Source organism: Bradyrhizobium sp. AZCC 2262 (assembly GCF_036924535.1).
Taxonomy (GTDB): domain Bacteria; phylum Pseudomonadota; class Alphaproteobacteria; order Rhizobiales; family Xanthobacteraceae; genus Bradyrhizobium.
Window position 1 is genome coordinate 443,693 of sequence record NZ_JAZHRT010000001.1, and the last position, 19,510, is coordinate 463,202.

Here is a 19,510-nt window from a genome sequence, read left to right on the forward strand (position 1 = left end):
TAACAACGGATATCGTTGGAGAGTGACATGAAGCGCTTCAATCTCTCGGGCTGGGCGGTGGGCCATCCGACGCTGATCCTATTCCTGATGATCATGCTGGGTGCTGCCGGCTTCTTCTCCTACCAGCGGCTTGGCCGCGCCGAGGATCCGTTCTTCACGGTGAAGGTGGTCAACGTCTCGGCGATCTGGCCGGGTGCAACCGCCCAGGAAATGCAGACCCAGGTCGCCGATCCCATCGAGAAGAAGCTGCAGGAACTGCCGTTCTTCGAGAAGGTGCAGACCTATTCAAAACCCTCGTTCACGGCGATGCAGGTCACGTTCAAGGATTCGACCCCGCCAAAGGACGTGCCTTATCTGTTTTATCTGCTGCGCAAGAAGCTCGCCGACGTGCAGGGCCAGTTGCCCGCAGGCCTGCTCGGGCCGACCGTCAACGACGAATTCTCCGACGTCGATTCCATTCTGTACATGATGACCGGCGACGGCGCCGACTACGCGCAGCTGAAGAAGACCGCCGAGGGCATGCGCCAGCGGCTGCTGAAGGTTGCCGGTGTCACCAAGGTCAATCTTTACGGCAGCCAGGACGAGCGCATCTTCGTCGAGTTCTCGCACGCCAAGCTGGCGACGCTCGGCATCACGCCGCAAGCGCTGTTCGATTCGCTGGCCAAGCAGAACAACGTCACGCCCGCCGGCACGGTGGAAACCTCCTCGCAGCGCGTGCCGCTGCGCGTCACCGGCGCGCTCGACGGCGCCAAGGCGGTTGCGGAGACGCCGGTCGAGAGCAACGGCCGCGTGTTCCGGCTTGGCGATATCGCGACCGTCACGCATGGTTTCGTCGATCCCCCGACCTTCGTCGCCCGCCAGGAAGGCAAGCCGGCGATTGGCATCGGCGTGGTCACCACCAAGGGCGCCAACATTCTCGAACTCGGCAAGGACGTCGAGAAGGCGACCAATGATTTCATGAAGGCCGTGCCGCAGGGCATCGAGGTCGAGCAGATCGCCGACCAGCCGAAGGTGGTCGAGCGTGCGGTCGGCGAGTTCGTGCATTCCTTCATCGAAGCGCTCGCGATCGTGCTGTTCGTCTCGTTCATGGCGCTCGGCTGGCGTACGGGCATCGTGGTCGCGATGTCGGTGCCGCTGGTGCTCGCCATCGTCTTCATCGTCATGAACGCGATGTCGATCGACCTGCACCGCATCACGCTCGGCGCGCTGATCATCGCGCTCGGCCTTCTGGTCGACGACGCCATCATCGCCGTTGAAATGATGGTGGTGAAAATGGAACAGGGCTGGGACCGCGTCCGCGCGGCGTCCTTTGCCTGGGAATCAACTGCGTTTCCGATGCTCACGGGGACGCTGGTCACGGCCGCTGGCTTCCTCCCCATCGGCTTTGCCAATTCGGCGGTCGGCGAATATGCCGGCGGCATCTTCTGGATCGTGGCGATCGCGCTGGTCGCTTCCTGGTTCGTGGCGGTGATCTTCACGCCCTATATCGGCGTCAAGCTGCTGCCCAACATTGTCGTTCATCACAACCACGATCCGCACGCGATCTATGAGACCCGGATGTATCGGGGCTTGCGCGCCGTGGTGCAGTGGTGCGTCGACCACAGGGTCAAGGTGGTGCTGGCAACCGTCGGCGTGTTCGCGCTCTCCATCGTCGGTTTTGGCCACGTGCAACAGCAGTTCTTCCCGCTGTCGGAGCGGCCGGAACTGTTCCTGCAGCTGCGTCTGCCGGAAGGCACCGCCTTCAACGTCACGGAAAAGTCCGTGAAGAAGGCCGAGTCGCTGCTCAAGGACGACAAGGACATCGCGACCTATACCTCTTATGTCGGTCAGGGTTCGCCGCGCTTCTGGCTCGGCCTCAACCCGCAACTGCCGAACGAGGCGTTTGCCGAGATCGTGATCGTCTCAAAGGACGTCGAAGCCCGCGAGCGGATCAAGGCGCGGCTGGAGAAGGCGGTTGCCGAGGGGGACCTGTCCGAAGCGCGCGTGCGCATCGACCGCTTCAATTTCGGTCCGCCGGTCGGCTTCCCGGTGCAATTCCGCGTGATCGGCCCGGACGCCAACACCGTGCGCGACATCGCCTACAAGGTGCGCGACGTCATGAGGCAGAATCCCAACGTCGTAGAGCCGCAGCTCGACTGGAACGAGCAGTCGCCTTACCTGAAGCTCGTGGTGGATCAGGACCGCGCCCGCGCGCTCGGCCTGACCCCGCAGGACGTCTCGCAGGCGCTCGCCATGCTGATCTCGGGTGCGCAGGTCACCACCATTCGTGACGGCATCGAGAAGGTCGGCGTGGTCGCGCGCGCCGTCCCGTCTGAACGGCTCGATCTCAAGAGCGTCGGTGACCTCACTGTGACGTCACGCAACGGCGTCGCCGTGCCGCTGCAGCAGATCGCCAAGATCGAATATTCCCATGAGGAGCCGATCATGTGGCGGCGTAACCGCGACATGGCGATCACGGTGCGCACCGACGTCGTCGACGGCGTCCAGGCGCCCGATGTCACCAGCCAGATCTGGCCCAAGCTGCAGGAAATCCGCGACCATCTCGAGCCGGCCTACCGGATCGAGCCGGGTGGCGCGTTCGAGGAATCCGCCAAGGGCAATGCCTCGATCTTCGTGCTGTTTCCGCTGATGGTCATGGTGATGCTGACGCTGTTGATGATCCAGCTGCACAGCTTCTCGCGGCTGTTCCTGGTCTTCCTGACCGCGCCGCTCGGCATCGTCGGCGCCTCGCTCGGCCTCAATGTCGCCAACCAGCCGTTCGGCTTCGTGGCGCTGCTCGGCCTGATCGCGCTCGCCGGTATGATCATGCGTAACGCCGTGATCCTGGTCGATCAGATCGAGGCGGATGTCTCCCAGGGCCTGACGCGCAAGGAAGCCATCGTCGAGGCCACTGTCCGGCGTGCCCGCCCGGTGGTGCTGACGGCGCTGGCGGCGATCCTGGCCATGATTCCGCTGTCGCGCTCGGCCTTCTGGGGCCCGATGGCGATCACCATCATGGGCGGTTTGTTTGTTGCAACCTTCCTGACCTTGCTGTACCTGCCGGGTCTTTACGCCCTGTGGTTCAGGAAGAGCCTGGAAGAAAGCGGCGAGGCCGAGCAGCCTGATCTTGCGCCGCAACATCAGATCAAGGGACCGCACGCAATTCCGCTTGCCGACGCGGCAGAATAATTGAACATTGAGAGCCGACATGACGCTGATTTCGGAACACATCGAGACTGACACCCGGGAAAGGATTCTCGTGGTGGCGGAGCGTCTGTTCAGGCAGATCGGCTACCAGAAGACCACGGTCGCCGACATCGCCAAGGAGCTCAAAATGAGCCCCGCCAACGTCTATCGCTTCTTCGACTCGAAGAAGGCGATCCACGAGGGCGTGGCGCGAACCCTGATGGGTGAGGTGGAAGTCGAGGCGCGACTGATCGCCGCCCAGCCCGGTCCGGCGAAACCTCGCCTGCGCGAGTTGCTCAAGACCATCAATCGGATGAACACGGAGCGGTATGTCGGCGATTCCAAGCTGCACGAGATGGTCGAGATCGCGATGGAGGAGGATTGGGACGTCTGCGTCGCCCATATCGAGTGCTGCACCGGCATCATCGGCGAGGTGATCGCGCAGGGCGTGGCGTCCGGCGAGTTCGAGGCCCCCGACCTGCCGTTGGCGGCGCTCTGCACCTGCACCGGCATGATCCGCTTCTTCCACCCGCAGATGATCGCGCAGGCCGTCAACAAGCCCAGCGCAACGATCGACCAGATGGTCGATTTCCTTTTCAGGGCCCTTGAGCCGCGCAAGGCGAATTGACCGTCGTTCCGGGACGGTGCTAACGCAGAAGCCGAACCTGTCCGTCATTGCGAGCGAAGCGAAGCAATCCATCGCGCCGATGACGTGGTATGGATTGCTTCATCGCAAGTGCTCCCTTGCGCAAACGCTTCGCGTTTGTCGCAGGCAATGACGATAAGGACCGACTGAAATGGACGCCAAGAGCCAAAAAGACCTGCACTACTACGAGCCGAAAAACGGCCACGGCCTCAAGCACGATCCGTTCAATGCCATCGTCGCGCCGCGCCCGATCGGCTGGATTTCCTCGCGCGATGGCAAGGGCAACGTCAATCTGGCGCCCTACAGCTTCTTCAACGCCTTCTGCTACGTGCCGCCGATCATCGGCTTTTCCTCGACGAACTGGAAGGACAGCGCCGGCAATATCCAGGACACCGGCGAATTCGTCTGGAATCTCGCCACCATGGATCTGGCGAAGCAGATGAACGCGACGGCCGCCCACGTGGCCCGCGATGTCGATGAGTTCAAGATCGCGGGGCTTACCGCGGCGCCCTGCAAACTCGTCAACGTGCCGCGCGTGGCGGAAAGCCCGGTTGCCTTCGAATGCAAGCTGACGCAGATCATCCAGTTGCAGGGCAAGGATGGCCACAAGGCGCAGGCCTGGCTGACACTGGGCGAAGTCGTCGCCGTGCACATCGACAGGGCCTTCATCAAGGACGGCGTCTACCAGACCGGACTGGCCCACCCGATCGTCCGCGCCGGCCGCCGCGGCGACTATTTTGAGATCAAGCCGGAGAACATGTTCGAAATGATCCGGCCGGATTGAGTCCATGTAGCCCGGGTGAAGCGAAGCGAAACCCGGGATCTTCCTGCGGACGGGCTGTCCCCGGATTGCGCTTCGCTCCATCCGGGCTACGGCGTCACGGAACTCCGCACCGTCCAAATCTTTATCAGACAGTATTTTGGAGATTTCCCGATGATCCGCTTGTTTGCCGGGCTGATGCTGCTCGTCTGTCTCGCCGCTCCAGCCTTCGCGGGCCTCGATGCGGCGGCAATCAATAACGCCGAATTCAAGGGCAAGCTGCCGGGCGACGACAAGATCAATCCGGCAATCGTCAGGGCGCAGGTGTTGCTTGACCGCGCCAGCTTCTCGCCCGGCGAGATCGACGGCAAGCTGGGCGAGAACGCCCAAAAAGCCCTGAAGGCATTTGCCGAAGCCAAAGGCTTGGCCCTGAGCAAGCAGCCGCTGACGTCCGAAGTGTGGGGCGCCTTGCTGGCCACCGGATCGGATCCGATCGTCGTCGACTACAAGATCACGGAGAAGGACGTCAAAGGGCCGTTTCTGAAGAAGCTGCCTGCGAAGATGGAAGACCTCAAGGGCCTGAACTCGCTCGACTACACCAGCCCGCGCGAGGCCATCGCCGAAAGGTTTCACATGAGCGAGGCTTTGCTCGCCGCTCTCAATCCCGGCAAGAAATTCGACGAGGCCGGTCAAACGATCGCGGTGATGAACGTCGCGATCAAGGAGAGCAAGTCAGCCGTGACGCGTGTCGAAGTCGACAAGATGTCCCAAACCGTCAAGGCCTTCGCGAATTCCGAACTGATCGCGTTCTTTCCCGCGACCGTGGGAAGCGAGGAGAAGCCGAGCCCCACCGGGGTCCTCAAGGTGATCTCGATCGATGCAAATCCGTATTATCGCTACAACCCGGATTACAAGTTCAAGGGAGTCAAATCCAAACGGGCCTTCAAGATCAAGCCCGGCCCCAACAATCCCGTAGGCTCCCAATGGATCGGACTTTCAGCGGAAGGCTATGGCATTCACGGCACTCCCAACCCGTCGAAAGTCAGCAAGTCGGAGTCGAACGGCTGCGTGCGCCTCACCAACTGGGACGCCGACAAATTGGCAAAGCTTCTGAAGAAGGGCACGGAGGTGTCATTCATCGAGCGCGCGGCGGCGAACCAGAAGTGATCGCAGACGCGATGCCGTCAGATTATTCGGTCGTGGCAAACGCGTCGTAAACCAGTTTCTTGAACGCGGGTGTGATGCGTCCACGTTCGTTCTGGGTCTGCACGAGCAGGATGTAGATCATGTCCAGCTTTGGATCGACACCGAAATAGGTGCCGCTGCCGCTGTCCCATTTGAGTTCGCCGATCGAACCTGGCGGCGGCGGCCTGGCATTTCCCGGATCGGTGCGTACCGCAAAGCCATAGCCGTAGCCAAAGCCATCGCCGGGAAAGTAGTAATAATCCCGCGCAACGCCGGAACCAGGCCCGATATGGTCTGACGTCATCGCCTTGAATGCGGCCGGGCTAAGGTATCGTTTGCCGTCGAGTTGCCCGCCGCGGAGGATCATCTGGGCAAAACGGGCATAGCCGGTCAGGGACGAGACCAATCCGCCGCCGCCCGACTCCCATTCCGGATGGGCGCGACGTTCAGCCTCCGCGAGTTTCAGGATGGTATCGCCTGGCAGGGGCTCCGCCATCCGCGCGCGTTCGTCGGCACTTTCCAGCACGAATTTCGTGCTGGTCATGCCGAGCGGATCGAAGATGCGCTGCTTTTCAAATTGATAGAGTGTCTGTCCGGACACGATCTCAATGATGCGCCCGAGGACGTCGGTTGAATGTCCGTAACGCCAAAGCGTTCCGGGTTGCCGCGCCAAAGGCAATCTGGCGATGCGATCGGCAAACACCTGGTTGTTGTAATGCCCATCGAAAAGGCCCGATTCCGAATAGGCCTTCATGATCAGCTTGCCACCGATATAATCGTACGTGATACCTGACGTATGGCGCAGCAGGTCCATAATGGTCACCGGCCGATCCGCCGGGACAAGCTTTAGAACGTGCTGGCCGTCGGGAGTGTCAGAACTGACGCCTACCTTCGCGTCGGCAAACCCCGGAATGAATTTGGACGCGGGATCGGCGAGCGAGAGCTTGCCCGCGTCGATCAGCATCATCGCTGCGACGCTGGTGATCGGCTTCGTCATCGAATGAAGCGCAAAGATGGTGTCTGATGTCATCGGAATTTTGGTGGCGACATCCTGGACGCCGAAACATTTCAGATAGACCGGCTTGCCATGCTGCTGGATCAGCACGACCGCGCCCGGCAACTTCCCCGTCGCAACTTCATTGTCGAAAAATTCGGTGATGCGCTCGAGCTTGGCGGCTGAAGGAGCAGGGGTGTCGGCCGCGTGGCTGGCCTCGATCGTCTTGGCCCAGATCGCGACCGAGAAGGCTGCAATCGCAATTCGTCCGGCGCGCGATGCGGCGACGCAACGTAATGTCTTATGAGTATGCGTCCCCATTGATATTTTGTCGTCCGGTCGACGGATAAACTTGGCGGCGACTTCGACGGGCCGATGATAGTTACCATATCGTCCAGTCGGCATCTACTTGGGCACTTGCCCAAACCAACGATAGAGATGAATTCGACAAGGCAATGACATCTTGCATTGCAAGCTTGAGCTGCGAGCGGAATCGAAACCACCTCTCGCAACCGGACACGGACCGGACTAACCTCAAGTTGCCAGGCCGGATCAACGGCCGGTACAGAAATTGGGAGGATGCGATGCAACACCCACAACAGCGCGATCCAGAAACCACGATATCACGACGAACGCTTGTCCACGGTCTGGCGGTATGCGCCGGCGCCACCGTGGCGGGGGCAAGCGCCGCGCTGGCCCAAGGCGGACCCCAGGCCGGCTCCCAAGCTGGCCCGGCGGCGCCGCCGTCCACGATCACCAATCCGCCGCGCGATTTCAGTCCGCGCGGCGCCCCGACCACCTATTTCTGGGACCCCGACATTATCGCGGTCGATCCGTCGTTCAACGACATCGCCCAACCCAACACGGCGATTACGCGCCTCTATACCGGAGTATTGTGGGCCGAAGGCCCGGCCTGGAGCGCGCAGGGCCGCTATCTCGTGTGGAGCGACATTCCCAATAACAGGCAGATGCGATGGTCGGAGGACGACGGTCGCGTCAGCGTGTTTCGCTCGCCGTCCAACAACAGTAACGGCAACTCGTTCGATTTCCAGGGCCGCCAGCTTTCCTGCGAACATCTCACCCGCCGCGTGGTGCGCTATGAGCACGACGGCACCGCAACCGTGCTGGCCGATAATTTCGGCGGCAAGAAGCTCAACTCGCCTAACGATGTCGTCGCCCATCCGGATGGCAGCTACTGGTTCACCGACCCGCCCTATGGCGGTCAGCTCTATGAAGGCGAACCCGACGTCGCGGGAGGCGCGACCAATCCTGGTGGCAAGCTCAATCCGCGGATCGGATAGCCGGCAGGCTTCGTGCCGGGCAAGCGCGAACTACCGACCAATTGCTATCGGATCGATCCGTCCGGCCGCATCGACCTCGTGGTGACCGAAGAGCAGGTGCCCGATCCCAACGGCCTCTGCTTCTCGCCCGACTACAAGAAACTGTACGTCGCCTCTATCGGCAAGGGACCGGGCGATACCGGTGCCGGCGGCAAGGGCGACATGTTCGTGTTCGACGTCGGCGCCGACAACAAGCTCAGCAATCAGAAGCGGTTCAGCGATTTCATGGTCGACGGCGTGAAATGCGGACCGGATGGCATGCGTTGCGATGTCAACGGCAATGTCTGGGCCGCGAGCAATGCCGGCCGCGCGGTCGGCTACAGCGGCGTGACGGTGTGGTCGCCGGAAGGCAAGTTGCTCGGCCGCATCCGCGTGCCAGAGGTGTGCGGCAACGTCACCTTCGGCGGCCCCAAGCGCAACCGCCTGTTCATGGCCGCGAGCCAGTCGCTCTACGCCGTGTATACCGCAACGCAGGGCGCAGGACCGGGCTAGCTCGTTCTGCCTCGCCACGTCATTCCCCGATGCGCAATTGCGCATCGGGGCTCTCGCTTTGCGAGCCCGGAATGACGGGAGGCGATTCATTAAAATTCGTCACAAATTGGCAACTGGCAGCCAACCCTTCGGGCAAAAGCTGGGCACGTCTAAACCCCGCTGATATGGCGCGCGGTGCACCCTCCTTTTTCCAGAAAGGGAGAGGCTTGCGTACCAATGCCCGTATTCAAATATTTTACCGTCGTAGGATCAACGCTGTTCGTTTTGCTGTTCATTTTGAATGCTTTTCTCACCGATGATGAGAGCAATTCGAGGTTTGACGGATCGCTATACGCCAGCGCGCTTTACGCGCCTCGCGTGGAGGAAATCCAGACGACCGCGGAGCTTCGCTTTACCCGCGACGTCACGCCTGCTGTTCGCGTCAAGGAAGTGTTTGCCGTGTTTGTCCCCAATGAGCGACGGCGCAACAAGCGCGATTCATAACACCGGTGTGCCCGCGGGTTGAGACCGGCGGGCAGTCCGGACGGCAACCAGTTGGTAACGTCACCGGTCTCTAAACGTCGGACAATGCAGGTATTTTGGAACGGGTCCGGGCCTCCGCCGTTATCTTCCGGTTTATCAATTTCGCTTCATTCCCGATGCGAACCGCCCCCGAAACCTGTGTTTTTCAGCTAGGATGAACCGACGTTTGGCACAGGTGAGGCGTGACGTCGCGCCCCGATCATGAGGAGATCCCCATGAGCTTCCGTCGCGATTTCATCAGCAAGCTGGTCTTTTCTTTCGCGCGTGGCGCCATGCCCGCGATGTCCGATACCGAACGCGAGGCGCTTGAGGCGGGCGATGTCTGGTGGGATGCCGACCTCTTCACCGGCAATCCCGACTGGTCGAAGTTGCTGGCTGTTGCGCCTGCGGTGCTGACTGAAGAAGAAAAAGCCTTTCTCAATGGCCCCGTCGACGAGCTCTGCGCCATGCTCGACGACTGGAAGATCAATTGGGAATGGCGCGATCTGCCGCCCGAGGCGTGGGCCTTCATCAAGCGGCACAAATTCTTCGGCATGATCATTCCGAAGGAATTTGGCGGGCTCGGCTTCTCGCCCTATGCGCATTCCGAAGTGGTGCGAAAGCTTTCCTCGCGCTCGCTCACGGCCGCCGTCACCGTGATGGTGCCGAACTCGCTCGGGCCCGGTGAACTCCTGATGCGCTTCGGCACAAAGGAGCAACAGGACCGGTGGCTGCCGCGGCTCGCCGAAGGCACCGACATTCCCTGCTTCGGCCTGACCAGCCCGGAAGCCGGCTCCGATGCGGCCTCGATGGTCGACACCGGAATCATCTGCAAGGGTAATTTCGAAGGCCGCGAGGTGCTGGGCTTGAGGTTGAACTGGCACAAGCGTTACATCACGCTGGGTCCCGTGGCGACGCTGCTCGGCCTCGCCTTCAAGGCCCATGATCCCGATCATCTCGTTGGCCAGCAGGAAGATCTCGGCATTACGGTCGCCCTGATCCCGACCCATCTGCCCGGCGTCGAGATCGGCCGCCGCCATCTGCCGGCGATGCAGGTGTTCCAGAACGGCCCGAACTGGGGCCGCGACGTCTTTATCCCGATGGACTACATCATCGGCGGACAAGAGCGGCTCGGGCAGGGCTGGAAGATGCTGATGACGGCGCTCGCCGCCGGCCGCGGTATCTCGCTGCCGTCACTTTCCGCTGCGGGCGCGGCCTATGCGGCGCGCACCACCGGTGCTTATGCCCGCATTCGCGAACAGTTCGGCATTTCCATCGGCAAGTTCGAAGGCATCGAGGAGCCGCTCGCTCGCATTGCCGGCACCGCCTATCTGCTCGATGCCGCGCGGCGGCTGACCTGTGCCGCGCTCAACCAGGGGCATCATCCCGCCGTCATCTCCGGCATCATGAAGCTGCACGCCACCGAGCGGATGCGGATCGCGATTGATGACGCCATGGACATCCATGGCGGCAAGGCCGTGATCGACGGCCCGCAAAACTATCTCGGAAATCTCTACCGGTCGGTGCCGGTCGGCATCACCGTCGAGGGTGCCAACATACTCACGCGAAATCTCATCGTGTTTGGCCAAGGTGCTATCCGCGCGCATCCATTCCTGCTTGAGGAAATGAATGCACTGGGTGAAGCCGACCGCGCCAGGGGCCTCGACGCCTTCGACAAGGCGCTCTGGAAACATGTCGGCCACAGTTTCAAGACCATGTTCCGTGCCTGGGGCCGAAGCTGGAGCGGCGGGCTGTTTGCACCCGCGCCCGATGCGGGAGAGGCGACACAGTTCTATCGCCAGCTGTCGCGTTACTCTTCGGCGTTTGCACTATGCGCCGACATGGCGCTGTTGACGCTGGGCGGCGCGCTCAAGCGCAAGGAAATGCTCTCGGCCCGGTTCGGCGACATTCTTTCCGAACTCTATCTGTTGTCGGCGGCGCTGAAACGCTGGCAGGATGAGGGACGGCAGGAAGCCGATTTCGCTGCGCTCGAATGGTGCATGGCCAGCGGCTTCCGCACCATCGAGAATCGCTTTGCCGAAATCCTTGCCAACCTGCCGAACCGGTTCGTGGCGGTGATCCTCAAATTCCTGATCCAGCCGTTCGGCGCAAGGGTGGTTGGTCCATCCGATAGCGTTGTGCATCAATGCGCACAGCTTGTGCTGGAGCCTTCGGCCGCACGCGATCGCCTGACGGCGGATCTGTCGCATGTTGACGACGACGGCGGCGTCGCCCGGCTCGAAAAGGCCTTCCTGCTGGTGACGGCGGCGGAGGAGATTTCGAAGACCATGCGCGCCGCGCGCCTGCATGACTGGAAGGAAGCGGTGAAGAAGGGCATCATCACGCAGGCCCACGGCGAAAAACTTGCCGCTGCGCATGAAGCCGTTGCGAAGGTGATCGAGGTCGACGATTTCGCATCCGAAGCGTTGTCGCCGATTTACAGGAAGGCTGCCGACGTGCATCAGTTCTTCCAGGAGCTGGGTGAACAGAGGGCGGCAAGTTGATGGCAAGACCGGTCTTTATCGTCGACGGCAGCCGGACGCCGTTCCTGAAGGCGCGCTCCGGTCCCGGCCCGTTCACCCCGGTCGATCTCGCCGTGCAGTGCGGCCGGCCGCTCCTGGCGCGGCAGCCCTTTGCGCCCACGGCTTTCGACCAGGTCATTCTCGGCTGCGTCAACGTCATCGCCGACGAGATGAACCCGGCACGCGTCGCGGCGCTGCGGCTCGGCATGGGCGAGAAGATGGTCGCCTTCACGGTGCAGATCAATTGCGGCTCCGGCATGCAGTCGATCGACACGGCTTACCGCTACATCCGCGAAGGCGTTTCCGACCTGATCCTGGCCGGGGGCGCCGAAGCGCTGAGCCACGCGCCGCTGGTGTGGCCGCAGCAGGGGGTGCGCTGGTTCGCGGGTCTTGCCGGTGCGAAGGGCATCGGCGCAAAAATCATGGCCGCGCTGAAGGTGAAGCCGAGCTATCTCAAGCCGATCATCGGGCTCGAGCGCGGCCTCACCGATCCCATCACCGAACTCAATATGGGCCAGACTGCCGAAGTGGTCGGGCATCTCTTCGGCGTCACCCGCGCGCAGTCGGACGCCTATGCCGCCGAAAGCCACAAGCGGCTGGCGAAAGCGCAATCGGAAGGCTGGCTCAAGGGCGAGGTCGGGACGGCGTTTGCGCGCGACGGAAAATTCTACGATCACGATGACGGCGTGCGGCCGGACTCGACGCCGGAGAGCCTGGCGAAACTGAAGCCAGTGTTCGAACGTCCCTGGGGCAAGGTTACCGCCGGCAATTCCTCGCAGATCACCGACGGCGCGTCCTGGGTGATCCTCGCCTCGGAAGAGGCCGTGGCGAAGCATGGGCTGACGCCGAAGGCGGCCATTCTCGACAGTCAGTGGTCGGCGCTCGATCCCGGCATCATGGGCCTGGGCCCGGTGCTGTCAGCGACGGAATTGTTGAAGCGCAACGAGCTGACGCTTTCCGATATCGAGACCTGGGAGTTGAACGAGGCGTTTGCGACGCAGGTGCTGGGCTGCCTTGCCGCCTGGAACGACGAAAAATTCTGCAAGGAGATTCTCGGCCTCGACGGCGCAGCCGGCGAGCTCGATCAGACCAAATTGAACGTCGATGGCGGCGCGATCAGCCTCGGCCATCCGGTGGGCTGCAGCGGCAACCGTATCGTGCTGCACCTCGTCAACACCATGAAGCGGTTGGGTACCAGGCGCGGCATCGCTACCGAATGTATCGGCGGCGGGCAGGGCGGTGCGATGCTGATAGAGATGGTGTGAGCATGGATAGCCAGATCATGAACGTTCTCGGCGATCGCGTGCTCGAACTCGGGCCGAAGCCCGACGCCAGTGGACCGTACCAGAACTTCAAGCTGACGCGTGATGCCGACGGCGTCGCCTGGCTGTTGTTCGACCGCGAAGGCACCAGCGCCAATACGCTCTCGGCGGATCTGATCGAGGAACTCGACAAGGTGCTGGCGGAGTTGGAAAGCCAGCGCCCCACCGGCCTCGTCATCCGTTCCGCCAAGAAGTCCGGCTTCATCGCGGGCGCCGACGTCAATGCGTTTCGCGGCGCGACCGATATCGGCGCCGTCGAGACCGAAATCGGCCGCGCGCATGCGGTGATCGACCGGCTCGAGGCCCTGCGGGTTCCGAGCGTGGCCGTGATCCACGGCTTCTGCCTCGGCGGCGGTCTCGAAGTGGCGCTGGCCTGCCAGATGCGGATTGCGATCGAGGACGCGCGGTTTGGTTTCCCCGAGGTGATGCTCGGCCTGCATCCCGGCCTCGGCGGCACCGTGCGGTTCACGCAACTCGTCAATCCGATGCAGTCGATGCCGTTGATGCTGACCGGCAAGACCATCGATGCACGCAGGGCGAAATCGCTTGGGCTGGTCGACGCCGTGACGCAGGAGCGGCATGTTCGCAATGCCGTGAAGGACGCCGTGACCGGCCGCCTCAACCGTGCGCGGCCCGGGCTGCTCCATAATTTTCTCAGCCTCGGTCCGGTGAGAGGCTTCCTCGCCGGGCGCATGCGCAGCGAGGCCGCCAAGGCCGCGCCGGAAGCGCATTACCCCGCGCCCTACGCGCTGATCGATCTCTGGGAAAAGCATGGCGGCGACCGCCGAGCGATGCTGAGCGCGGAGAAGGCGTCCTTTGCCAGGCTGATGGTGACGCCGACCGCGCAGAACCTGATCCGCGTCTTCTTCCTGCGCGAGCAGATGAAGAAGCTCGCCGGCAGCGGCAACAAGATCGAGCACGTTCACGTCATCGGTGCGGGCGCGATGGGCGGCGACATCGCTGCCTGGTGCGCCGGCCAGGATTTTCGGGTGACGCTCGCCGACATGAAGCCGGAGCCGATCGCAGGCGCAATCAAGCGGGCCGCCGATCTCTACGGCAAGATTTTGCGCAAACGCACAGCCGTGCGGGATGCGCTCGACCGGCTGATGCCGGACATGCAGGCCGAGGGCGTCCGCAACGCCGATCTCATCATCGAGGCGGTGCCGGAAAAGCTGGAGCTGAAGCAGAAGGTCTATGCCGGCCTCGAGCCGAAAATGAAGCCGGGCGCGATCCTTGCCACCAACACGTCGAGCATTCCGCTGCAGGATCTGCGTACTACCCTGCAGCAGCCCGAGCGGCTATTGGGGCTGCACTTCTTCAATCCGGTGTCGCGGCTGCAACTCGTCGAAGTCGTCAGCCATGACGGCACGGATGCACAACTCCTGAAGGAGGCGCTGGCGTTCGTCGGCGCCATCGACCGCCTGCCGCTGCCCGTAAAATCGTCGCCCGGCTTCCTCGTCAACCGCGCGCTGACGCCGTACATGCTGGAAGCGATGGTGATGCTGGACGAGAAGATCGACAAATCAGTCATCGACGCCGCTGCGAAAAAGTTCGGCATGCCAATGGGACCCATTGAATTGGCCGACCAGGTCGGCCTCGATATCTGCCTCGATGTCGGCGACATGCTGCGCTCGAAGTTCGGCGACATGCTGCCGCCGACGCCGGCCTGGCTGCGGGAAAAGGTCGCCAAGGGCGAACTTGGCCGCAAGACCGGCAAGGGCTTTTACACCTGGAAGGACGGCAAGGCCGACACCGGCGGCATGACCGCGATCTCGGAACCATCGGCGGAGATGATCGACCGGCTGATCCTGCCGATGTCGAATGTCTGCGTCGCCTGTTTGCGCGAGGGCATCGTCGACAATGCAGATGTCGTCGACGGCGCCGTCATCTTCGGCACCGGCTACGCGCCGTTCCGCGGCGGCCCCTTGAACTACGCGCGAACCCGTGGTGTGGACAATGTCGTTTCGACGCTGGATGCCCTGACCGACAAGTTCGGCGGCAGGTTTGCGCCCGATGCCGGCTGGGAGAATTTCAAGTGACGGAGACGCATGTGCACGCGCCGCCCACGACCGAGACCGAACCGCAAGGTGATCTCTGCATCCGCACGCTGGCGATGCCGGCCGACACCAACGCCAATGGCGATATCTTTGGCGGCTGGCTGTTGAGCCAGATGGATATCGGCGGCGGGGTGTTCGCTTCCAAAATCGCGAAGTCCCGCACCGTGACCGTCGCGATCGAGGCGATGAACTTTCGCAAAGCCGTCTATGTCGGCGATCTCGTTTCGGTTTACGCCAATCTGGTGCGGGTCGGACGCACGTCGATCACGGTCCATCTCGAAGCCTGGGTCGTGCGACGCAAGGAGTTGCAGTCGATCCTGGTGACCGACGGCAACTTCACCTACGTTTCGATCGACGACAACGGCCGTCCACAGCCGGTTAAAGCGTTTTCGAGCGAAGTGGAAACCGGTTCGCGTTAAGAAAACGCGTCAAATAGAGAATCTAGAGTCCTGTTTCGATTCATCGAAACGGGACTCTAGCCCGGACGGCGTGATCGCGACCTGATCCTTACGGGCAGGGACGCTCGTAGCCGTCACGGCCAATGAACGTGCCACGGCGCGGATTATAGCTCGCCGAGCGCATGCAGCGCGGCGTGTCGTCATAGACCCGCGGCGGCGGTGCGTATTGCGCCTGGACACCGCAATAGCGCGGCGAAACTTCCTGCCAGCCGCCGGGCTGCTCCACGTAGCAGCCGCCCTGATACCAGCGGTAGCCGCCCGGCCGCGGCTCGCCCTGGGCGCCGATGGCCGCACCGGTGCCTGCGCCGACGATGGCGCCGATCGCGGCCCCGCGGCCGCCACCAAGTGCGCCGCCGACAATGGCGCCTGCAGCACCGCCGAACAGGGCGCCGCCGAGCGTGCTTTCCTGCGCCGCCGCCTCCTGGAGCGGCGCGCAAACCGCAAGGGCAACCAGCATCGAGAGCGCGAATTTCGGCATCATGTCAGTTCTCCGGCCATTTGAACGATTCGCTAGCTATTCCGCGACCAGCTTTGACACAAATCGGCCTTGCGGCGCAACGGCGGAAGCAGGAACAATTTGCCCTGCAACTTGTTGTAAGCCCGGAAGAAATCACAGGCTGGGCCCATGTCGGACACCTATATCATTGAAGTCGGCTCGCAGCCGGCAGGGATTATCGTGCGCGCTCCCGGCGGCTATCGCTTCTTTGCCGCCTCGCACCGCTTCAACCGGCTGGAAGGGCAGATATTCCGCAACGCACGCGAGGCCGAGCGCGCCGCCCGGCAGCTCGCCAGCGGGATGACGCTGGCGGCATAACCCGCCAGCGCCGGTCGCCCGGGTGGTCAGAGCTTGGTGGCCGCCCGGGACAGCAGCTTCCAGTCGCTGCCCTGTTTCTGCCAATTCATCAGGATGTGCAGGTTCTGCGGCGTCTTCTTGCCGTCGGTGAACTCCTGCTCGCCGACGAAGGTGAAGCGCACGATGGCGGTCGGGCCGACGACGCGGACCGTGGGATCCTTGTATTCGAGCGACGTCCATTTGTAGTTGGCCTTGGCGGTGCCGTCGAGAAGCGACGCCTTGGTGTCGACCTTGGCGTTCGAGTGGCTGTAGCTCAGCTCTTCCGCGCATAGTGAGGCGAGCCCCTCGGCATTGCCAGCGGCCTGCGCCACACGGAAGGCTTCGACGTTCTTCGCGACGGCATCTTCGTCCGCGCCGGCAAAAGCGGGGACGACGCTCATGAGCCCAAGTGCGAGTACGGGCAAGGCAAGCTGGCGACGATCGATGTTCATGGTTTCCTCCAGTCGTTTCTGGTTGTGATCACAGTGTTGCAGCCACAAATTGCTTTGTCGAGCGCCGCTGATGGTGCGGCCCGCATGACTACCGGCGCGGTCGCCTTAACCAGGATTCGTTGTTTCGCCCGGCCAAATGCCTGTGCGGCCGCTCTCCGTCGTTGACCGCGGCCCAAATCAGCCGCACCATAACGGCAACTTTGTGCCCCAGGCCTATATCTCAAGTCCAAATCTCAAGGGCGCCGCCATGGCCGGACTGTCCCATCGTCAGACTGAAATCCTCAATATCGCCCGCGCCTTTGGCCGGGTGATGGTGGAAGACCTCGCCAAGCGTTTCGAGGTTTCGGCGCAGACCATCCGCAAGGACCTCAACGACCTCTGCGACCAGCGCTCGCTGACCCGCATCCACGGCGGCGCCATCATCGCCTCCGGCGTCGAAAACCTCGCCTATGAGGCGCGGCGGTTTGTGGCGGCGGAGGAGAAGCGGGCGATCGGCATTGCGGCGGCGTCGCGGATTCCGAACGGCTGCTCGCTGTTCATCAACATCGGCACCACCACGGAAGAGGTCGCGAGCGCGCTGACCTCGCATGAGGACCTGCTCGTCATCACCAACAACCTCAACGTCGCGATGCTGCTCTATCGTCATCCGCGCATCGAGGTGATCGTGGCCGGTGGCGCGGTGCGTCGCGCCGACGGCGCGGTGATCGGCTCGACCGCGATCAGCCTGATCGGCCAGTTCAAGGTCGATTACGCCATCATCGGCGCGTCCGCGATCGACGAGGAGGGCGCGCTGCTCGACTTCGACTATCGCGAAGTGCAGGCGGCGCAGGCGATCATCGCCAATGCGCGCAGCGTCATGCTGGTGGCGGATTCGACAAAACTCCGGCGCAGCGCGCCGGTGCGCATCGCCCATCTCAGCCAGATCCAGACATTTGTGACCGATGCGCCGCTGCCGGCGAGCCTCGCCAGCATCTGCCACCATCGGGGCATCGAAGTGGTCGAGGCGATGGACAAGCCGGCGGCTGATATCGACGAGCCGGGCGAGCCGGTTCCTCCTCCCGCCGCGGTTCGACTGCGGTAGCGCTTCGGCCCTATCGCGTCGCGGAACGCCATCGCCTTTGTTTTTCGCGATTTCCGCAGCCTTTCATGCTGCACCATTGCCGGCGCCGGCCCTTGCTGGTGTCGAGGTAATAGACATCGCAGTCTGTGGCGCTGCATTTACGAATTCTTTTGCGATCCTCGTCCACGAGCAGACATTCGATAGCAAGCGAACAGGCATGCAGGGGAATTTCGCGCGTCAACGCAGGAGACCAGCGGCGATTGGCCAATCCGGTCGAGGGCGAGGAGACCAGGGTCTGGGCCGCATGTGCCGCCTGGATCGCGGCGGATAGCGCATCGAGATCGGGCTGCCGCGCGGGCCGCCCTGAATTTGCAGCAGCCAGCACATCATGAAGGTGTTCGCGAAGCTTGCGCGCGCGTTTCACGACATGCGAGCCGGAGCGGCTATCGGGCCGTTGCAGACGTGCGGCGGTTCGACGATCGATCAGTCCGGCCAGCGCCGCGAAGCGTGTCAGGTCTTGATACGTTGCCAGGTTCTCGATCGGCGTGGGCGAGGGCCGCTCATCGAGCGTGTTCACGAGGTCCAGAGCCGGGTGCCCGCCGCTCCATTCGAACGGATTGGCGCGTTCTGCTTGCCTCACGTCATGCTCCCATCATAACCTGTAAAATATATCAAAAGGGTTATGAGCCGTCCATTCTTTGTCGGGAGTCGATGATGACGGATTTTGCCGTCGCTGGACGTACCACTGCAGAATATATCCGCGGCGCACTCTATGGCCTCGCCGCCGTCAGCATCTGGTCCGGATGGATCGTGGTAGCTCGCCTGGGCCTCAAGACCAGCCTCACGCCATGGGACATCGCTGCGCTTCGTTTCGGCGTGGCCGGTTTGCTCTTGTTGCCGTACGTCGTGAGTAAGGGCCTTGCTCTCGAACGCCTCGGCTGGCTCGGGCTGGCAGCGATTGTGCTCGGCGGCGGCGCTCCCGTCCTGCTCGCGAATACAGGTCTGCTGTTCGCGCCTGCAGCGCATGCGGGCGCGCTGTTTCCCGGAGTGATGCCGCTAGCGGTCGCTCTGCTTGCAACGGTCATCCTGCACCAACCGTTCACCGATGCGAAAAAGATCGGCTTTGTGCTGATCCTGCTCGGCGTCCTGGGGGTCGTTTGGGGTGCCGGCGGCGCGATCGGTTTCGGACAGACCATCGGGCACGCATTGTTCCTGGGCTCCGCCCTGGCGTGGGCCTGCTACACGATCGCGATGCGCCGCGCAAGGCTGGATGGGTTACATGCCGCGGGTATTGCTGCCGTCGGCGCCTTGTTTCTTTACATGCCCGTCTATTTGTTCGTGGAAGGCCTGAGCTTCGCGAAAGCCCCATGGAGCGATCTGGCGCTTCAGGCGTTCGTGCAGGGGCTTCTGACCGCGATTGCGTCCCTCGTCTTCTACGGGCGCGCAGTCAGCATCCTCGGCGCCTCGAGCGGTGCCGCGTTCGCCGCACTGTCGCCCGCGATGACAGCCGTCATGGCAATCCCGATTCTGGGTGAGTGGCCCGCGGCGATCGACTGGATGGCGATCGCCAGCATTTCCGCCGGCGTTTACGTCGTGAGCGGAGGTCCGCTGCCGAGACGGCGAAGCTGACCGCGCCGATCAATTTGTAGACTTCTCCCTCAAGTTCCGCGCTTTCATCTTGCTTTCGTTTTTCTTTGTGATTAACTCCCATCCGAAAGCAAAAT

16 protein-coding genes and 1 pseudogene are annotated in these 19,510 nt (G+C 62.6%); 13 read left to right on the plus strand and 4 right to left on the minus strand.

What is annotated here, in order from left to right; all coding sequences use genetic code 11:
• Positions 1-27: 27 nt before the first annotated feature.
• The 4 genes from V1283_RS02115 to V1283_RS02130 all read left to right on the plus strand — a co-directional run bounded on the left by V1283_RS02115 (position 28) and on the right by V1283_RS02130 (position 5,738).
• The gene (locus tag V1283_RS02115) at positions 28-3,168 is read left to right on the plus strand and encodes an efflux RND transporter permease subunit (RefSeq protein WP_334384792.1); all 3,141 of its coding nucleotides are present in this window, start codon (positions 28-30) and stop codon (positions 3,166-3,168) included.
• A gap of 19 nt (positions 3,169-3,187) precedes the next feature.
• Positions 3,188-3,793: a TetR/AcrR family transcriptional regulator gene (locus tag V1283_RS02120; protein WP_334384793.1), complete on the plus strand. Its 606-nt coding sequence runs from the start codon at positions 3,188-3,190 to the stop codon at positions 3,791-3,793.
• A 169-nt stretch (positions 3,794-3,962) separates the two neighbouring features.
• Positions 3,963-4,595, plus strand: coding sequence for a flavin reductase family protein (locus V1283_RS02125; RefSeq protein WP_334384794.1), 633 nt, complete (start codon positions 3,963-3,965; stop codon positions 4,593-4,595).
• 150 nt (positions 4,596-4,745) lie between these two features.
• The gene (locus V1283_RS02130; protein ID WP_334384795.1) at positions 4,746-5,738 is read left to right on the plus strand and encodes a L,D-transpeptidase family protein; all 993 of its coding nucleotides are present in this window, start codon (positions 4,746-4,748) and stop codon (positions 5,736-5,738) included.
• 22 nt (positions 5,739-5,760) lie between these two features.
• Here V1283_RS02130 and V1283_RS02135 read toward each other — a convergent pair whose 3' ends face one another.
• Positions 5,761-7,071, minus strand: a complete 1,311-nt coding sequence (locus V1283_RS02135; protein WP_334384796.1) for a serine hydrolase domain-containing protein — start codon at positions 7,069-7,071, stop codon at positions 5,761-5,763.
• 263 nt (positions 7,072-7,334) lie between these two features.
• Between V1283_RS02135 and V1283_RS02140 the strand changes: the two are divergent.
• The 6 genes and pseudogenes from V1283_RS02140 (at position 7,335) to V1283_RS02165 (ending at position 15,403) form a co-directional block, all read left to right on the plus strand.
• Positions 7,335-8,582 (plus strand): annotated as a pseudogene (locus tag V1283_RS02140) (SMP-30/gluconolactonase/LRE family protein).
• A 216-nt stretch (positions 8,583-8,798) separates the two neighbouring features.
• On the plus strand, positions 8,799-9,065 hold the full coding sequence (locus tag V1283_RS02145) for a hypothetical protein (RefSeq protein ID WP_334384797.1): 267 nt from the start codon (positions 8,799-8,801) through the stop codon (positions 9,063-9,065).
• A gap of 254 nt (positions 9,066-9,319) precedes the next feature.
• Positions 9,320-11,587 carry an acyl-CoA dehydrogenase gene (locus V1283_RS02150; protein WP_334384798.1) on the plus strand — a complete coding sequence of 756 codons (2,268 nt, stop codon included), beginning with the start codon at positions 9,320-9,322 and terminating at the stop codon, positions 11,585-11,587.
• Positions 11,587-12,870, plus strand: a complete 1,284-nt coding sequence (locus V1283_RS02155; RefSeq protein WP_334384799.1) for an acetyl-CoA C-acetyltransferase — start codon at positions 11,587-11,589, stop codon at positions 12,868-12,870. The genes V1283_RS02150 and V1283_RS02155 overlap by 1 nt, the downstream gene beginning before the upstream one ends.
• A 2-nt stretch (positions 12,871-12,872) precedes the next feature.
• Positions 12,873-14,966, plus strand: coding sequence for a 3-hydroxyacyl-CoA dehydrogenase NAD-binding domain-containing protein (locus V1283_RS02160; protein WP_334384800.1), 2,094 nt, complete (start codon positions 12,873-12,875; stop codon positions 14,964-14,966).
• Positions 14,963-15,403: an acyl-CoA thioesterase gene (locus tag V1283_RS02165; RefSeq protein WP_334384801.1), complete on the plus strand. Its 441-nt coding sequence runs from the start codon at positions 14,963-14,965 to the stop codon at positions 15,401-15,403. Before V1283_RS02160 ends, V1283_RS02165 begins: the two co-directional genes overlap by 4 nt.
• 88 nt (positions 15,404-15,491) lie before the next feature.
• On the opposite strand, the gene V1283_RS02170 is transcribed toward V1283_RS02165, so the two are convergent.
• The gene (locus tag V1283_RS02170) at positions 15,492-15,923 is read right to left on the minus strand and encodes a glycine zipper domain-containing protein (RefSeq protein WP_334384802.1); all 432 of its coding nucleotides are present in this window, start codon (positions 15,921-15,923) and stop codon (positions 15,492-15,494) included.
• A 144-nt stretch (positions 15,924-16,067) separates the two neighbouring features.
• On the opposite strand from V1283_RS02170, the gene V1283_RS02175 reads away from it, so the two are divergent.
• Positions 16,068-16,256: a hypothetical protein gene (locus V1283_RS02175; RefSeq protein ID WP_334384803.1), complete on the plus strand. Its 189-nt coding sequence runs from the start codon at positions 16,068-16,070 to the stop codon at positions 16,254-16,256.
• A 26-nt stretch (positions 16,257-16,282) separates the two neighbouring features.
• Here V1283_RS02175 and V1283_RS02180 read toward each other — a convergent pair whose 3' ends face one another.
• Positions 16,283-16,726, minus strand: a complete 444-nt coding sequence (locus V1283_RS02180) for a nuclear transport factor 2 family protein (RefSeq protein ID WP_334384804.1) — start codon at positions 16,724-16,726, stop codon at positions 16,283-16,285.
• 247 nt (positions 16,727-16,973) lie between these two features.
• Here V1283_RS02180 and V1283_RS02185 point away from each other — a divergent pair, with 247 nt between their 5' ends.
• Positions 16,974-17,807, plus strand: coding sequence for a DeoR/GlpR family DNA-binding transcription regulator (locus V1283_RS02185; protein ID WP_334384805.1), 834 nt, complete (start codon positions 16,974-16,976; stop codon positions 17,805-17,807).
• A 10-nt stretch (positions 17,808-17,817) separates the two neighbouring features.
• Here the strand turns inward: V1283_RS02185 and V1283_RS02190 are convergent, their stop codons facing one another.
• Entirely contained in the window at positions 17,818-18,426 is a 609-nt protein-coding gene (locus V1283_RS02190; RefSeq protein ID WP_334384806.1) for a CGNR zinc finger domain-containing protein, read from the minus strand.
• Between the two features lie 74 nt (positions 18,427-18,500).
• On the opposite strand from V1283_RS02190, the gene V1283_RS02195 reads away from it, so the two are divergent.
• Positions 18,501-19,415 carry a DMT family transporter gene (locus V1283_RS02195; protein ID WP_334384807.1) on the plus strand — a complete coding sequence of 305 codons (915 nt, stop codon included), beginning with the start codon at positions 18,501-18,503 and terminating at the stop codon, positions 19,413-19,415.
• Positions 19,416-19,510 lie beyond the last annotated feature (95 nt).

What these genes read in the sequence shown, in the direction of transcription:
- V1283_RS02150 (WP_334384798.1), top strand. Translation starts at nt 9,320, where the DNA reads ATGAGCTTCCGTCGCGATTTCATCAGCAAGCTGGTCTTTTCTTTCGCG.
- V1283_RS02170 (WP_334384802.1), bottom strand. Translation starts at nt 15,923, where the DNA reads ATGATGCCGAAATTCGCGCTCTCGATGCTGGTTGCCCTTGCGGTTTGC.
- V1283_RS02120 (WP_334384793.1), top strand. Translation starts at nt 3,188, where the DNA reads ATGACGCTGATTTCGGAACACATCGAGACTGACACCCGGGAAAGGATT.
- V1283_RS02160 (WP_334384800.1), top strand. Translation starts at nt 12,873, where the DNA reads ATGGATAGCCAGATCATGAACGTTCTCGGCGATCGCGTGCTCGAACTC.
- V1283_RS02125 (WP_334384794.1), top strand. Translation starts at nt 3,963, where the DNA reads ATGGACGCCAAGAGCCAAAAAGACCTGCACTACTACGAGCCGAAAAAC.
- V1283_RS02155 (WP_334384799.1), top strand. Translation starts at nt 11,587, where the DNA reads ATGGCAAGACCGGTCTTTATCGTCGACGGCAGCCGGACGCCGTTCCTG.
- V1283_RS02130 (WP_334384795.1), top strand. Translation starts at nt 4,746, where the DNA reads ATGATCCGCTTGTTTGCCGGGCTGATGCTGCTCGTCTGTCTCGCCGCT.
- V1283_RS02145 (WP_334384797.1), top strand. Translation starts at nt 8,799, where the DNA reads ATGCCCGTATTCAAATATTTTACCGTCGTAGGATCAACGCTGTTCGTT.
- V1283_RS02180 (WP_334384804.1), bottom strand. Translation starts at nt 16,726, where the DNA reads ATGAACATCGATCGTCGCCAGCTTGCCTTGCCCGTACTCGCACTTGGG.
- V1283_RS02115 (WP_334384792.1), top strand. Translation starts at nt 28, where the DNA reads ATGAAGCGCTTCAATCTCTCGGGCTGGGCGGTGGGCCATCCGACGCTG.
- V1283_RS02195 (WP_334384807.1), top strand. Translation starts at nt 18,501, where the DNA reads ATGACGGATTTTGCCGTCGCTGGACGTACCACTGCAGAATATATCCGC.
- V1283_RS02175 (WP_334384803.1), top strand. Translation starts at nt 16,068, where the DNA reads ATGTCGGACACCTATATCATTGAAGTCGGCTCGCAGCCGGCAGGGATT.
- V1283_RS02135 (WP_334384796.1), bottom strand. Translation starts at nt 7,071, where the DNA reads ATGGGGACGCATACTCATAAGACATTACGTTGCGTCGCCGCATCGCGC.
- V1283_RS02185 (WP_334384805.1), top strand. Translation starts at nt 16,974, where the DNA reads ATGGCCGGACTGTCCCATCGTCAGACTGAAATCCTCAATATCGCCCGC.